This window comes from Maribacter taeanensis, assembly GCF_047345145.1.
Classification (GTDB): Bacteria; Bacteroidota; Bacteroidia; order Flavobacteriales; family Flavobacteriaceae; genus Maribacter_C.
On sequence record NZ_JBLFER010000003.1, the window covers coordinates 59,173 to 74,959 of the forward strand.

Consider the following 15,787-nt stretch of genomic DNA (forward strand, 5'->3'; position numbering starts at 1 on the left):
AAGCTAAACCGTTCATTTTAAAAGTTTTAGTATTTTTGGCACGATATTTTCTATTGGATAAAACGAAATCAAAAATGAAAGCAAAAACACAAGTTCTTATTGTATTGATGACAGTGCTGTTTTCAGCGTTCACCTTCGCTCAAAGAGGAGTTCGAATAGCGTACGTTGATATGGAATATATCTTAGAGAATGTAGAGGAGTATCGCGATGCTACAACTCAATTGGAAACAAAAGTCCAGAAGTGGAAGGTACAGATAGAGCAGAAGCAAAGCGCTGTTGAACAAATGAAGAAAGATCTTATGGCTGAGAAAGTTCTTTTGACTGATGAACTTATCGCAGAAAGAGAGGAAGAGATTCAAATTCTTGAAAAAGAAATGTTTGATTATCAACAAGATCGTTTTGGTCCTCAAGGAGATTTAGTTTTACAAAAGAGACAATTGATTCAGCCAATTCAAGATCAAGTCTTTAATGAAGTACAGAAAATAGGAACAAATAAAAAATATGATTTTATTTTCGATAAATCGGCGGATGTTGTAATGTTGTACTCCCAAAAAAGGCACGACATTAGTGATCAGATTTTGAGGGGAATAGCAAGAACAAGAAAGGTTAGTGCGCCAAAGAAAAAAGCCCCAAAAAAGAGTAGATTTGAAGATGTTGAAGGAGAGCCAACAGAAGAAGTAAGTGACGCTTTAAAGGAACGAAAGGAAATTGCGAAGAAGGCTGATGACGCTAGAAAAAAGACAGCAGATGAGAAGAGAGCTGATCAGTTAAAATTAAGAGAGGAAAGAAAGAAGGCTTACGAAGAAAGAAGAAAGAAGTTACTAGAAGATAGAGAAGCTAAAAAGAAAGCAAAACAAGAAGGAAGAAAAAAAGACACTGAGGATGAAGATTCCGGAAATTAAAGTAAATATAAATTTTCACTAACATAAATTAACACTCAAATTTTTAAAATTAAACTCATGAAACATTTAAAGAAGATAGCTGTAGCAGTAGTTTTGTTCCTAGCAGCGACAAGTTTTGTTAATGCACAGAGCAAAGTGGCACACATTGACGTACAGAAGCTCTTAGCTGACATGCCGGAGATGAAGGCTGCAGAATCTGAATTGAAGAAACTTTCAGAAACTTACCAAGCCGATATTCAGGCTTCGATGACTGAATTGCAAAATAAGTATACCCTTTATAAGAATGAGGCCGGAGCTAAATCTGAAGAAGAAAATCAGAAGAGAGCTCAAGAGTTACAAGGCTTTGAGAAAAGTATTGGTGAGGCGCAACAGGCTGCACAACAAGAAATTCAGAAGAAACAAGCTGAACTTTTCGGTCCTATTTCTGAAAAGGCAAAGGCAGCAATTGAAAAAGTTGCAGCTGCACAAGGTTTTGATTATGTAATTGACGCACAAGCCGGAGGTGGTCTTATCGTTGCTAAAGGAAAAGATTTGCTTGCAGAAGTAAAACAAGAATTAGGTTTCTAAGAAACTTAAACACATTCATAGTATAAAAACATCCCGCACTCTGCGGGATGTTTTGATTTACAACAGTTTTCTTTTAATACTTTTCCAACGTAGATTTCGAATGAAATTTCCTTGTTTCTCGGTTACTAGAAAGGGCTCCTTTTCCTTTCGAGCAGTATAGTATCCTTCAAAGTTGTCAATAAAGCTCTTCCAGTTTTTGGCTTTCCAGGCCATTTTCATCGAAGCGATAAAGGTAATCCAAAAGCCATAGCGCATGGTGTACATGGCTTTTCCTTGAAGCAATTTTGCTTTTTCGTTATAAGAATGACCTGTTGGGCGAAGGTGTTTCGCATGCAGTGCATCATCTGTAAAGATTTCAAAGTCGTTGAACTGCGCTAAGAGCTCATCTACCGTATCCCATCCCATCGCGTTTTTAAGTCCGCCTATGGCTTTAAAACAGGATTTAGAATAGGCTTTGAATGCACCTCGAACATGATTTTTATTCATGGGGTGATTTAATTTCCAATTTCCATCTGAACCCTTTTCATAAATGAATCCTCCAGCGATACCAACTTTGGGGCTGCCGGTAAAAATATAAGCAATACGTTCGAAGTAATTATCGGGTAAAATGATATCAGCATCTAGCTTTACAATAAAATCATAGGCCTCATCTAAAATAGCTAAACCTTTATTGAAGGCATTTATGACCTTGCTTCCGGGCATATGAATTTCAGAAGATGTAGTATTCAATTTTAAGAAAATGGGACTTAGAGTGGTAAACTCATTTATGATTGCTTCCGTTTCATCCGAAGAATTATCGTTTACAATAATTACTTTTTGCGGCTGTAAACTTTGCCTCAAGATAGAATTTAGCGTGTCGGCCAAAAAGGCTTCTTCGTTATGCGCAGGAATGACAACATAATACTTCATCTCAAAACGAAATTACAACAATAGTATCAAGAAGCAATTGGTAAATTTTTCTACTTAGACTTCCTTTCGGCATAAACGATATAGTACCTAGGCGTAAAACTTCTAAGTAAAGGACGAACTCCAATTTTCTTAACAGGATTAGTCCATTTGGCAGTATCTTTTATGGTCCACCCCGCTTTTTCAAGTAACCAATCAAATTGCCAATCTTCAAATTCATGATAGTGTCTATCCCATGGGTCGGTCTTACTTTGGTATGCTGGAGAAAACCATAAACGCATAGGAATACTAGCAACCAGTTTATTCGCTTTTATTTCCCTGAGTACATTAAAAGGAGCTATCAGGTGCTCAAAAATTTCGAAAGCGGTAACTACCTCGGCATTTGAATTTTGAACAGATGAAAATTCTACATCTAAATCTTCTCCAGAAGTATTTTCAACAGAATAACCTTCTCTAGTCATTATTTCAGAAAAGGGATTTGATACACCCAAATCTAAAATAGACTCTTCTGTTGCTATATGTTTTTGAAGAAAGGAAAGTGTGTTTTGAAAACGCTTATTCGGAAAAGTCTTTTCGTACATCTAGAGAATTCAAGGTTTATTGTTCAAGGTTCATAAGTATACGGAACCTTTAAAATGGAACCTTAAACTTTAAACCCTATATACGATGGCGTTTATATTCATACCTGCGCCAACACTTGCAAAGATAACAACATCTCCCTTTTGAATGGATTGATTTTCTAACTTTCCATTCCGAACCATATCGAAAAGGGTGGGTACGGTGGCTACCGAACTATTGCCCAATTTTCCAATATTCATTGGCATAATTCCTTCTGGCATTTCCATGTCATAGAGACCGTAGAATCTTTTTACGATGGCCTCGTCCATCTTTTCATTGGCTTGATGGATGAATATTTTCTTGACATCGGTAATGGATACTCCGCTATCTTTAAGACAATCATCCATGGCTTGAGGAACATAAGTAACCGCAAACTCATAAATTTTTCGGCCGTACATCTTTATGTACTTGGTATTTTCTTGCCTATCGGAAGGCTTAGCTTCAGATGGATTTTTATAAGATTTCCCAAAGAACAAAAGATAGGCCTCATCATGAGCGTAGGTAGCACTTGCATGGGATAAAATGTGCCCCGCATTTTCTTTTGCTTCAATAATGGTTGCTCCAGCACCGTCTGAATAAATCATCGAATCACGGTCATAAGGGTCTACTATTCGAGAAAGCGTTTCTGCACCAATTACCAAACACTTTTTGGCCATTCCACTTTTGATAAATGCATTAGCCTGGTTTACACCTTCAATCCATCCGGGACAGCCAAAAATCAAATCATATGCCACACACTTCGGATTCTTAATACGAAGATGATGTTTTACACGTGTTGCTAAACTTGGCAAAGTGTCTCCCTGAGATTGACCATGGGCGACATCACCAAAATTGTGCGCAAGAATGATATAATCTAAATCCTCCTTATCAATACCCGCATCTGCTATAGCTCGTTCGGCCGCAAGAAAGGCAATATCAGAAGTATTCAGGTTTTCCTCAACATAACGTCTTTCGCCAATACCAGTGATGGCTTTAAACTTCTCAATGATGATAGGGTTATCATGTTTAAAAGAAGAACCATCAGAATTTAAAAATTCATGTTTTTCAAAATCTTGGTTTTCTACCACTGTTTCGGGTATGTAACTTCCGGAACCGGTAATTGCGATTTGCATGGGACTTATGGTTTTGGTGAAATAAACATACTGTAAAAACCTAAAAATATTATGCATGCATAATATTTAATACGATGGTCAAAACCATTTTGCTCCCCTTTGAAACAAAAAAAAAGCCTTTCTCAAAATAGAAAAAGGCTTGAAAGTATTGTTTTTATTAGGATTAATCTACTTCTGCATACGCTTCAATCGGCGCACAGGTACAAATAAGATTACGGTCGCCATATGCATCATCTACACGACGAACAGAAGGCCAAAACTTATTATCTGAAATATAGGGTAAGGGGAAAGCGGCTTTTTCTCTGCTGTATGGAAACTCCCACGAATCACTTGTGACCATGTCCATTGTATGAGGTGAATTCTTTAAAACGTTATTTGAATCATCAGCTTGAGCCGCATCAATTTCGTGTCGAATAGAAATCATAGCATCACAAAAACGGTCAAGTTCATCAAGGCTTTCACTTTCCGTGGGTTCTATCATCATTGTTCCTGCAACTGGAAACGAAACTGTTGGCGCGTGAAAACCATAATCCATTAGGCGCTTTGCAATGTCGGTAACTTCAATTCCATTTTGTTTGAAAGGGCGACAATCAATAATCATTTCATGGGCTGCTCGACCTTTCTCTCCAGTGTACAAAACATCAAATTTACCCTCCAATCGATGTTTGATGTAATTGGCACTGAGAATTGCAATTCTGGTGGAATCCGTTAATCCGCTTTCCCCTAACATCTTGATATATCCGTAGGAAATTAAACAGGCTAAAGAACTACCCCAAGGTGCTCCTGAAATTGCGGTGATAGCTTGCTTACCACCAGTTTCAATTATTGGATTTCCGGGAAGAAAAGGAACTAATTGTTCTGCAACGCAAATTGGCCCAACACCTGGTCCACCACCACCATGAGGAATGGCAAAGGTCTTATGTAGATTCAAGTGACAAACATCTGCTCCAATCATACCTGGGTTGGTAAGTCCTACCTGAGCGTTCATGTTGGCGCCATCCATATAAACCTGTCCGCCATGGTCATGAATCAATTTTGTGATATGTCTGATAGATGATTCAAAAACCCCATGTGTTGAAGGGTAAGTAACCATCAAGGCCGCCAGGTTTTCGGAATGCTGAATTACCTTTTCTTCTAAATCGACTACATCGATATTACCTCTTTCATCAGTTTTAGTGACTACAACTTTCATACCTGCCATAACCGCAGAAGCTGGATTAGTACCATGTGCAGATGCCGGAATAATACAAATATTACGATGCCCTTCACCTCTTGATTCGTGATATGCACGTATTACCATCAAGCCCGCATACTCGCCTTGTGCCCCTGAATTGGGTTGTAAGGAAGTATCAGCGAAACCTGTAATTACGCTTAAGTCTTTGGCTAACTCCTTTAAAACGATTTGATAGCCTTCAGCTTGATCCAATGGAACAAAAGGATGAATATTACCCCAATTTGCCATACTAAGGGGTAGCATCTCAGAAGCGGCGTTTAATTTCATAGTACAACTTCCCAAGGAAATCATGGAATGGTTGAGTGCTAAATCTTTTCGCTCCAATTTTTTAATGTAGCGCATCAATTCTGTTTCGGAGTGATAGGAATTGAAAACTTTGTTTTGTAGAAAGGGAGTTCTTCTTTGAAGTGAAGTGGGAATCATTTTTTCGCTTGAACTCTTGATGTATGTTTCTCGAATGATTTGAGTATAGCTTTCAGAACCTTCACTTCCGCTAACATCTGAATTTACCGGTATGTCTTTGTTTAATTTGGATGTCGATGTTGAACTGCCTTCCGACTTATTCAACGCCATAAAGCATTGAGTAAGGTTGTAAAGGTCTTTTGTACTTACTGCTTCGTTAAGCGAGATAGAGACCGTATTTTTGTCAATATAGTTTAGATTAACTTTCAAATGCTCAGCACACTTTTTGAGTAAATCCATGTTTTTAATAGAAAATTTTAAAGTATCAAAATAGCTAGAGTTCAATTGCTCAATGCCATATTCTTTAGCTACTTGTGCTATGACCTTTGCCGAACTATGTACTTTATTGGCAATATACTTTAATCCTTCAGGCCCATGATACACCGCATACATTCCGGCCATCACAGCTAGAAGAACTTGAGCAGTACAAATATTAGAAGTGGCCTTATCTCTTTTTATATGCTGTTCTCTGGTTTGCAGTGCCATACGGAGTGCAGGCTTGCCATCGGTATCCTTAGTGACACCTATAATACGACCGGGAATACTTCTTTTGTATTCTTCTTTGGTCGCGAAAAATGCTGCGTGAGGGCCACCGTATCCTAATGGAATTCCGAAACGCTGTGTTGTACCGACAACTACATCAACACCAAATTCTCCCGGAGGAGTCAAAAGCACTAAACTTAATATATCCGCGGCGACGGCTACTTTGATGTCATTTTCTCTGGCTTTGGCCACAAAATCTGAATAGTCATGCACTTGTCCGTACTTTCCAGGATACTGTAATATGGCACCGAAAAAGTCTTTTGTAAAGTTGAATTCCTCGTGATTTCCGATTACCAATTCAATGTCCAAAGGAGTCGAACGGGTTTGTAATAAGGATAGGGTTTGTGGTAATATCTCTTCGGAAACAAAGAATTTCAAAACACCGCTTTTCTTTTGAGCGCGACTACGTACGTCAAAAAGCATTGCCATGGCTTCCGCAGCAGCAGTACTTTCATCTAGAAGGGAGGCGTTAGCGAGTTCCATTCCCGTGAGGTCAGTAACCACGGTTTGAAAATTTAAAAGTGCCTCTAAGCGACCTTGGGCGATTTCTGCCTGATAAGGGGTATACGCTGTATACCAGCCTGGATTCTCTAAGATGTTTCTTTTGATTACCGAGGGCGTTAGACTCTCATGGTAACCTAGACCGATATATGATTTGAAAACCTTGTTCTTTTTTGATAGAGCTTCAATGTGGTTTAAAAACTCGTGTTCGCTCATCGGGGCATCTAGTTTCAAAGGTTCTGCAAGACGAATATCTTCTGGAATGGTTTCAGTAATGAGTTGCTCCAAATTTTCAACTTCCACCTTTTTCAGCATATGTTGAAGGTTCTCTTCTCTTATGCCGATATGGCGCGATGCAAACACGTCAGTTTTCATAAAATAGCTTTCAAATTAGTCAGGCAAAATTAATGATTAATTGACATAAAATCAGCGTATAGTCGATGAACGACATGAAAGTTTTTAACTAAAAATGTGGGTTATAAACAGTTTGGCTACTTTTGTTTAATGAAGTGGCTTAAACGCATTTTTGACTTTTACTTAGATGCAAGCATTCATGTTGCTTTTGCAGTATATGCGTTAGTTCAAATCAGCTTCCAAACCTTAAACATTTTTTCTGATCAGCACTTGTCGTTTTTTGTCTTTTTCGGATCGATTAGCTGCTATAATTTTATTAAATACGGGGTGGAAGCTGAAAAGTATATTTTGGTTGCCAATGACTATCAGAAAGGAATCCAGTTTTTAAGTTTTATTGCAGCAGCTATTGCAATATATCATGGCTCTTTTTTAAGTTTTGAAGTATGGATTGGTATAATAGGGCTCGTTTTATTGACAGGGCTGTATTCACTCCCTGTGCTCCCAAAATCAAAAAATCTAAGAAGTTTGGGAGGGCTTAAAATTTTTATTGTTGCTTTAGTTTGGGCAGGAACAACAGTATTGCTTCCAATTCTTGCAGCTGAAGAAGTTCTTTCATGGGACGTCGGTCTTGAACTAACTCAACGCTTCATTTTGGTATTCATTCTTCTTATCCCTTTTGAGATTCGAGATTTGGCTTATGATAGTAAAGAGTTGAATACACTACCTCAATACTATGGTGTTACAAAAACTAAAATATTTGGAGGATTTGCAATTCTTCTTTTGTTCTTTATGACTTTTTTAAAGGATGAACTTAGTGTCGAAGAGTTGATCTTAAAAGGTTTTCTTTTTCTTATTCTGGGGATAGTTCTTTTTATTACCAAAAGAAAGCAGTCAAAATACTTCGCGTCTTTTTGGGTGGAAGCTATTCCTATTTTTTGGTTTGCATTGTCAATTGCAATCGAGCGATTATTTATAACTTCTCTCGAAGTTGCTCTTTCATTTTAATCTTATCTTGCTCTGAAAGACTTTGAAGGTTTGCTTTTTCGCAGAGTGTAGTAAATTCAGTGTTCTTTTTTGTGAAAGCAGAACAAGTTTTGCACATTAAAAGATGAAATCGAAGCTTCAATTTTTCCATAAAGGAAGCCTCATTATACTGAGTTTTGTCGCAAATTGTAGCAGCTTTTTCGCAGGAAATCATAGTTTTAGAACCAATTTTCGTTAAGGCAACCCATCAGCGCAGTTCTTGACCGATGTATCATTACCCATAGGTTTGACGGGTTAATTCCTAATTCATTACAAATGTCTTCAGTACTTATGCCTTGAATGGTTTTCATTTTGAAAACTAGGGCTTGTTTTTTAGGTAATTTCGAAATGCAATCCTGAATTGCCATGCCCAATTCTTCATTCTCAATGGGGCTATTTTCCAATTGGCTAAAAGGGTCTGCTACCTGCTCTTCGAGCCAATCACCTTCTGAATCGCTACTGGCACTATAGTTCATACGTACTTCAGCTTTTCCTTTATTGGAATTGATTTTTCGGTAATGATCAATCACTTTGCGCTTTAGTATTGCAATAAGCCAAGTACGCTCAGCAGCATCTCCTTTGTAGTTTTTGGCTGATTTTAAGCCTGCAAAAAAAGTTTCCTGTACCAAATCCTTGGCAATCTCAGCATCGCTAACACGAGCAACGGCAAAATTGAATAGATAATCAGCATAAAGATCTATCCAAGCGTCAGGATTTAATTGATGTGGAGCCATTTTTTTTGAATCGGTATCAAAAATAACGGAATTTGACTTAATTACCTTAAAATTTTCCTGTTCTTGCGAATCCTGTCTGCCGACAGGCAGGTTTAATGCTGCCATAATTTTATCTTTGTTTAAACTTCTTTGTTATGCGATATTCATTTTTTCTTAGCCTATTTCTCATATTTTCAATGGGCTGTGCCCAAAGTAAATCAAAACCTATCACAGAAGTCTCACAAAATGAGCTCAATAGCGTGATATTAGTTGATGTTAGAACTCCGGAAGAATATGCTGCCGGCCATCTTGATAATGCATTGAATATCAATTGGTATGATTCAGATTTTGCGAAGCAACTCGAGTCCATCGATAAAGACGAGGAAATTTATGTGTATTGTAAGAAGGGTGGACGTAGTGCGAAGGCTGCTCATCTCCTAGATTCTTTGGGCTACAAAAAAGTGATTGATTTAGAGGGTGGTTATGATGCTTTTCTTAAAAAGTAGCCAGCTGCGTTTTTCAAATTTCTGGGTAGTCGTAAATCACTGTAAACAGGGTAGTATTGAAAGTCATACAGTTTTAACTTGCCTTTGTAATAGATTCAACACCGCGAATTGAGGGTCCTATATTTCTAAATAAATAAAAAGGAAGGATCTATTGGTGTTCACTAAACTGTTGGGAGGTTAAAAAGCAGTTGTACAATTAAAGACCTTTCTTAAACGTTGGTATTCAGAGAATATCAAACCAAACATAAGTTAATGGAACTTCAAAATAAACGAATGCGCGTTGGCGAAGGCCGAATAAGCGGAGCGCTATCTATTTTTCTTGGAGTACTATCTTTAGGCGGCATATTGTGTTTCAAGTTTCCTGAGCAGCTGACGACCGCAGAATTTCGTGAAGTTTATACCCCTGAACTAGTTGAAAACTTAATGCTCGGTGGTATTATTGCCACTTTTCTTTTTGCATTGGTTAGTCTGTTATTGGCTAAAAACAAGAGATATGCTGTAGTTGGAGTCATTTTAGGGGCTTTAGCTGTATTGCTTGGTGGAATGACGGTTGAAGGCCGGGCTGTTGAAAAAATGAATTGGAGCTTGGGTCTAGATTGGCTTATACTTGATTTATTGGTAATGGTCTTGATATTTGTACCAATAGAGCTGGTTTTTCCAAAGAACAAATTACAGTCTAAATTTCATCCAGAGTGGAGAACCGATCTTATTTATTTCGGAATCAGCCATTTGGCTATTCAACTATTTGGGGTATTGACTAAAAAACCAGCAGTAGCTTTTTTCGGTTGGATGGATTTGGAAAATGTCCATCAGTGGGTGAATGAGCTGCCTTTTGTAGTTGAACTTTTAATTGCGCTAGTAGTGACAGACTTATTTCAATATGCTGCGCATCGTATCTTTCATTCTCATTATTTTTTATGGCGTTTTCACTCCATTCATCATTCCACTGAGAATATGGATTGGCTCGCGGGTTCGAGAACCCATTTTATTGATATCTTTTTTACCCGTAGTATGTCATACATGCCCCTGTATGTTCTCGGTTTTTCGACATTAACGTTCAATGTATATATTGTATTTATAGCTATTCATGCGGTTTTCATTCATGCAAATACCAGAATCAACTTCGGCTTTTTGAAGTATATCATTACCACTCCGCAGTACCACCATTGGCACCATTGCCAAGAACCTGAGCACTATGGCAATAACTTTGCTGTAGTGTTTCCCTTTATTGATAAAATCTTCGGCACGTACTATCTGCCGGGCAACGAATGGCCAAAAGGTACAGGTTTGGTAGATGCTTCTTTTCCCAAAGGGTTTATGAAACAGTTTGTCTTTCCTTTTATTAAAAACCCCTTTAAGAACGATTTGTTACCTGAGGAAAAAAGCAAGCGCTAACAAAAACGTTTCTTCTTAATATGATTTAGTGTTAAACTTTCCCTGAAAACAGGGTACTTAGTTCTTTCTGTCGATATTACTTTTAACCATCGAACTAGAACAGATTTCAATTATAGAATTAATTGTGGCACTTTTTGAAAAAGAAAAGGTAGTTGATAAAAAATTATTTCCTAACTACAAAGCTCAAAAATTCGAAAAGTAACTCAAGCAAATGAAAATATCAATAACCATTTTTTTAGTGTTTGTGGGCGGTGTCTCATTGTATGCTTGTACTTGCGGACCAAAGGGAATTCTAAAAAAGCAAAAATACGCTGAGGTAATATTTACTGGTGAGGTTATAGAAAAAATAGATATTACAGATGAAAATGGCGATTTTTTTAAGCATCTTAAACAAAGGGAGTATGTCTATGTTTTCAGGGTAAGAAGTGTTCATAAGGGGCGAAAATCATTAGCCAGTAAAAAACAGATACGAATAAAATCAAACGATGATTATGGTATGTGTGACGTACAATTTGAGTTAGGTAAAAGGTATTTGGTATATTCATTTTCGGTTGATGACAAAGGCGATCAAAGATATCTGAGAACAGACATCTGTTCTGGAACGAAAGAGAAACGTTTTTTCACATTTCTTGAACAACTTATTCTTGAGTTGACGTAGAAATTATTGTGGAGATTTGCAAACACCTAATCTTAACCTTTAGAAGGAATAAATAAAAACGAAACGTAAAATCTCATAAAACTATTACCAGTCTTTTTACTCGAAACAATTTCCTTTTAACATAAAATAGGGCTGTTTTTAGAGTCAAGCACTTTCCAAATAACAAACCTCATGTTCTGGAACAAAAAACCAAAATTACCCATAACACCCGAAGACCAAATTTGGGTTGAAGAGTCACTTACTTTTCTTAAGCAAAGTCTAGGCGAAGAGAACCTTTTGTCGGTCAACACAGTAGAACCGACGGAGGTATTTTTTAATCGCCATTTTGATGGTTCAGAGTTGGATGCGGAATTCATTCTTCAACGATGCTTAGAGTTTATGAATATCCCGAAGGGAAAGGTTGAATTGGAATTCTATTCCGAAGAGAACCACTGTTTAGATGATGGAACTTTACTTAGCTCATCTGCAGATATTATGGGCAGATCTGAAGGTACGGCTGGAACTTACCATAAGCAATCAGGTAAATCGATTATTCAAATTGAACGCGGTCAACTGAAACATCCTCAAATTTTAATAGCCACAATAAGTCACGAATTAGCGCATGAGAAATTGTTAGGCGAAAATCGCATTATTGAGAATGACGAGTATCTGACTGATTTGACAGCAATTGTATATGGTTTTGGAATTTTTATTGCCAACGCCCGTTTTCAATTCCAATCCGGAATGAACAATGGTTTTGGCTGGCAAATGCAAAGTCAAGGCTACTTGCCTGAGCAAGTAAGTGCCTATGCTATGGCTTCCTTATCCTTGAAAAAAAAAGAGTAAAATCAAGAGTATAAAGAATATCTTGATGATACCGTTGAGAACTATTTTGAGAAAAGTATAGTCTACCTGCAATCTGATGAATATGAAAGAGACGCAGTGGCTTTTTGGGAAGTGGTAGACGAAAACGAAACTAAAAACGTTTTTCAAAACTTTGAACACACGGATACAAAAAAGACTTTTTTCGAACCAGCACAGCTGAAGCGTTTACAAGACGAAATGATGCAGGCTTGTCGTGCAGGTGAAGTTGAAACGGTTGAAAATTTATTACAAAAACAACTCTCTCCGAATTTTATAGGTTTAGGAGGTTCTCCATTAGCCATTGCTGTTAGCTTTAGTGATAAAAACCTTATTGATTGTCTTTTGCACTACGGAGCCGACATCAATTTCAACGACTCTGAAAATTTGATGGCTATCTTACCCTTAATGAAAGCTTGTGAAAACGAAAATATTGTTATGATAAAGTATCTCATTGCTTTAGATGCTGAGGTGAATATGGTTGGAGGAAATGGGAAAAGCATTTTAGAAGTTGCCGTTAATACAGGAAATACCGAAGTAGTAAAGATACTCTTGGATTCCGGAGCACATACCGAAATCAAATCGGGATTTTTCATGAGTTTCGATAAGACTCCCTTAACCGCTGCAGTGTCAAACAACGACACTGATATGGTTTCTCTTCTCATAAAAAATGGCGCTAAGACCAAACCGCTTCGAAAGATGATACGTCATGAAATACATCCTAAAATGGTCAAGTTTCTGAAGACCAGAAAATGTCTTTAATTGAAAGTGTTAGCTTAAGGGAGAATTTACCTGAATTCAGGGATGTTCACATAATTCATCTGTAGTAATTTCGTTTTAGAAATGATGCTGTTTGAGTATCTGTAAAACCCAACCAAAATGAAACAAAAAATTCCATTTGAATCTATCCAAAAAAGCATAATTCTCTTTTTGTTGATAGTAATAAATATTTCGGTATCTGCACAGCAAGACACGCTATATTATAATTCGAAATGGAAGCCTACTGTAAAGGATAGTGCTACTTTTTTTAGGCCTCCAATACAAAAGGAAGGTGAATTGTTTCGGATACAAGATTATTTTATGAGCGGTCAACTTCAAATGAACGCCTTATCAAAAAGCTCAGAAAAAGACTTTTGGGAGGGTAAAGTAACTTGGTACAATGAAGATGGAAGTGTTTTTCAGGAAGGAACCTATATAGACAATCGTTTAGAAGGTGAATTCATTACCTATATGGACGCAAAAAGATTGGTTTCGAAATATGCAAATGGTCGTTTTGTTTCTGGTAGAAGAAATACGCCTTATGGCAACAACAGTCAAATGTATTTTGAGCAAGAAGGCGATACACTCTATGAAGTTCTTTATGAAAAGGATATCAAGGGAATTCGTTCAGAGCATTATGGCACAAAGGAAAGATATAGATTTCTTTCCAAATATTACAATGCTAATGGTGAATTGATAGGTGAGCGCAAACTTTTGCCTAATAATTATTATAAAGGTATTGAAGTGCTTTACTATTACGGCCCAATGCGGGTTAAGGAAATTGCTTTTTCCCCATTCGGACAACAGCTCATATCTTCAACTTACTATCCAAACGGACAGGTAAGGGAGGAAGTAAGGCAAGAACCAGCGTGGTCCAAGACTTATTATTCGGTAGATGGAAAAGTGCTTGGAAAAATAACTTACCAATTAGATAGAGATCGTTTGAATCCCTTTGATGGAACCCAAATATTTTTCAAGTACGAAAAGAGTCGAAAAATTCATGTTATTCAAAAAGTAACGACCTATGAAAATGGAGAAATTGTTAGAGAAGAACTTCGTCATGAAAATGGTCAAATTAGCAGTGAGACAACCTATAAAAATAGTTCTAGAGAACTGCAAGTCAGTTATGATGAAATTGGAAATGAAATCGCACGTATGTTATACAAAGGCTATCGGCCGTTTCAGGGTAAAGAAATTAATGCTGGAGGCACAGCCACTTATGACCAAGGGAAGCTTATAGAGTCTGTTACCTATTACCACAATACGAAACTAGTAAAGGTGAAAAAGAGCGATTTACTTGAAACCTACTATAATATGGAAGGCAAAGTACTGGGCGAATTGAAACTAATAGATGACAATGGTTACCCTAAGGCTTTTGAAGGACAACGTTTTTCTATGGATTACACTAACAAAGGTAATATCGCAAGTATAGAAGAATTCAGAGAAGGAGCAAGAGTACAAATGACAAGTTTTAGAAAACGTCTTGTGGGTAAAGACAACTACAAAACTTTTAAAAAGATAGAAGAGTATGATTCGGAAGGATATACGAGAACAAAAGAAATTAAATTTTACAGTAACGGCAGCAAACAGAGTGAAATAGTGTATAAAAACTATTCCGAAATCAGCGGTGCTTTTTACGACGAAAAAGAGCAGCTATTGGGGACTTACGATTATAAGAAAAAAGAAGGTATTCTCTATAAGTTCTTTGGAGATTCTGATAAACTGGAGCTTATGGAAGAAGTAAAGGAGGGCAAAATGATACGCCTGAAAAAGTACAATTATGGTAAGAGTTCGGAATATGGACAGATAAATCCTATTCTAGAAGAAGATGTTGATATCAATTGCTGTGCAGCCTATTATAATATTGAAGGCGAGCTTATAGCGAAGTTAAAGTTCAAAAATCAACTTCCTTGGGAAGGTATGGCGTATGACCCTTCTGCTAGAACTAGGTATGAGGTAAAAGCAGGAAAGCGCAACGGCACCTATGAAAAACTGGATTATTACCAAAAGGTTTTAGAAGAGGGTCAATTTATAGATGATAAACAAGAAGGAACTTTTAAGTACTACGATTATCAAGGTAATCTTCAAAAAACTGAGAATTTCACAACAGGCCAATTGAACGGACAGGCTGTATATTATGATACGAAAGGTAAGGTGCTGTATCAGATGGAGTATAAGAAAGGACTTCCCGAAAATGGAACAAGAAATATGACCTATAGTTATGGCAAAGAACCCAATCAAGAAACCTATAAAGATGGGGTTTTAGTCGAATCCATAACATATGATAAAAATGGAAAAAGTATTACGAAGTATACCGAAGGAAAAAACTCAGAGACTATTTCGTATTACAAAGATTCTAATAAAAAACGCTTAAGCTATGGTCTTACAAACAGTACATTAGATGGTACAATTATTCGATACGATTCGGAAGGAAAAGAACAACACCGAGCTAATGTGTTAAAAGGAAAGTTGGTATCTGGAACTCTGTTTTTAACCCCGAGATACGGAGACAATTCTGTTATGTTCATCGAGCTAAGTAAAGAAGCTGAAATTTTAAAAGTCAAATTCACAGATATTGAAAATAGGGTGATATTCAAAGCAGAGGAAACCGTAGTCGTAGGTTCGAGGGTCATTTACATGGATAAATTAGGATTAAGCCTCGACTATTTGAATGTGCGTGATTTATATTAATTT

General features: G+C 37.1%; 14 protein-coding genes. 9 read left to right on the forward strand and 5 right to left on the reverse strand.

Going from position 1 to position 15,787, the window contains the following annotated elements; genetic code table 11:
- Window positions 1-74 precede the first annotated feature (74 nt).
- Entirely contained in the window at window positions 75-902 is an 828-nt protein-coding gene (locus tag ACKWCD_RS11825; protein ID WP_413984180.1) for an OmpH/Skp family outer membrane protein, read from the forward strand.
- Between the two features lie 57 nt (window positions 903-959).
- Complete coding sequence (locus ACKWCD_RS11830) at window positions 960-1,469, forward strand: OmpH/Skp family outer membrane protein (RefSeq protein WP_413984181.1); 510 nt, start codon at window positions 960-962, stop codon at window positions 1,467-1,469.
- A 57-nt stretch (window positions 1,470-1,526) separates the two neighbouring features.
- On the opposite strand, the gene ACKWCD_RS11835 is transcribed toward ACKWCD_RS11830, so the two are convergent.
- The 4 genes from ACKWCD_RS11835 to gcvP all read right to left on the reverse strand — a co-directional run bounded on the left by ACKWCD_RS11835 (window position 1,527) and on the right by gcvP (window position 7,220).
- Window positions 1,527-2,378: a glycosyltransferase family A protein gene (locus ACKWCD_RS11835; RefSeq protein ID WP_413984182.1), complete on the reverse strand. Its 852-nt coding sequence runs from the start codon at window positions 2,376-2,378 to the stop codon at window positions 1,527-1,529.
- 50 nt (window positions 2,379-2,428) lie between these two features.
- Window positions 2,429-2,956 (reverse strand): methyltransferase domain-containing protein, encoded by a 528-nt coding sequence (locus ACKWCD_RS11840; RefSeq protein WP_413984183.1) that lies wholly within the window; start codon window positions 2,954-2,956, stop codon window positions 2,429-2,431.
- A gap of 69 nt (window positions 2,957-3,025) precedes the next feature.
- On the reverse strand, window positions 3,026-4,105 hold the full coding sequence (locus ACKWCD_RS11845) for a 3-oxoacyl-ACP synthase III family protein (protein ID WP_413984473.1): 1,080 nt from the start codon (window positions 4,103-4,105) through the stop codon (window positions 3,026-3,028).
- Between the two features lie 163 nt (window positions 4,106-4,268).
- Window positions 4,269-7,220 carry an aminomethyl-transferring glycine dehydrogenase gene (gcvP, locus tag ACKWCD_RS11850; RefSeq protein WP_413984184.1) on the reverse strand — a complete coding sequence of 984 codons (2,952 nt, stop codon included), beginning with the start codon at window positions 7,218-7,220 and terminating at the stop codon, window positions 4,269-4,271.
- A gap of 129 nt (window positions 7,221-7,349) precedes the next feature.
- Here gcvP and ACKWCD_RS11855 point away from each other — a divergent pair, with 129 nt between their 5' ends.
- The gene (locus tag ACKWCD_RS11855; protein ID WP_413984185.1) at window positions 7,350-8,204 is read left to right on the forward strand and encodes a UbiA prenyltransferase family protein; all 855 of its coding nucleotides are present in this window, start codon (window positions 7,350-7,352) and stop codon (window positions 8,202-8,204) included.
- A gap of 197 nt (window positions 8,205-8,401) precedes the next feature.
- Here the strand turns inward: ACKWCD_RS11855 and ACKWCD_RS11860 are convergent, their stop codons facing one another.
- On the reverse strand, window positions 8,402-8,956 hold the full coding sequence (locus ACKWCD_RS11860; protein ID WP_413984474.1) for a sigma-70 family RNA polymerase sigma factor: 555 nt from the start codon (window positions 8,954-8,956) through the stop codon (window positions 8,402-8,404).
- Between the two features lie 134 nt (window positions 8,957-9,090).
- Between ACKWCD_RS11860 and ACKWCD_RS11865 the strand changes: the two genes are divergently transcribed.
- From ACKWCD_RS11865 to ACKWCD_RS11890, 6 genes are all read left to right on the forward strand, one after another.
- Window positions 9,091-9,441 (forward strand): rhodanese-like domain-containing protein, encoded by a 351-nt coding sequence (locus ACKWCD_RS11865; RefSeq protein WP_413984186.1) that lies wholly within the window; start codon window positions 9,091-9,093, stop codon window positions 9,439-9,441.
- A 252-nt stretch (window positions 9,442-9,693) separates the two neighbouring features.
- Window positions 9,694-10,836, forward strand: coding sequence for a sterol desaturase family protein (locus ACKWCD_RS11870; RefSeq protein ID WP_413984187.1), 1,143 nt, complete (start codon window positions 9,694-9,696; stop codon window positions 10,834-10,836).
- A gap of 211 nt (window positions 10,837-11,047) precedes the next feature.
- The gene (locus ACKWCD_RS11875; protein WP_413984188.1) at window positions 11,048-11,494 is read left to right on the forward strand and encodes a hypothetical protein; all 447 of its coding nucleotides are present in this window, start codon (window positions 11,048-11,050) and stop codon (window positions 11,492-11,494) included.
- 171 nt (window positions 11,495-11,665) lie between these two features.
- The gene (locus tag ACKWCD_RS11880) at window positions 11,666-12,319 is read left to right on the forward strand and encodes a hypothetical protein (RefSeq protein WP_413984189.1); all 654 of its coding nucleotides are present in this window, start codon (window positions 11,666-11,668) and stop codon (window positions 12,317-12,319) included.
- A 96-nt stretch (window positions 12,320-12,415) separates the two neighbouring features.
- A complete protein-coding gene (locus ACKWCD_RS11885) occupies window positions 12,416-13,096 on the forward strand; it encodes an ankyrin repeat domain-containing protein (protein ID WP_413984190.1) in 681 nt (226 codons plus the stop codon).
- Between the two features lie 117 nt (window positions 13,097-13,213).
- A complete protein-coding gene (locus tag ACKWCD_RS11890; protein ID WP_413984191.1) occupies window positions 13,214-15,784 on the forward strand; it encodes a toxin-antitoxin system YwqK family antitoxin in 2,571 nt (856 codons plus the stop codon).
- Window positions 15,785-15,787 lie beyond the last annotated feature (3 nt).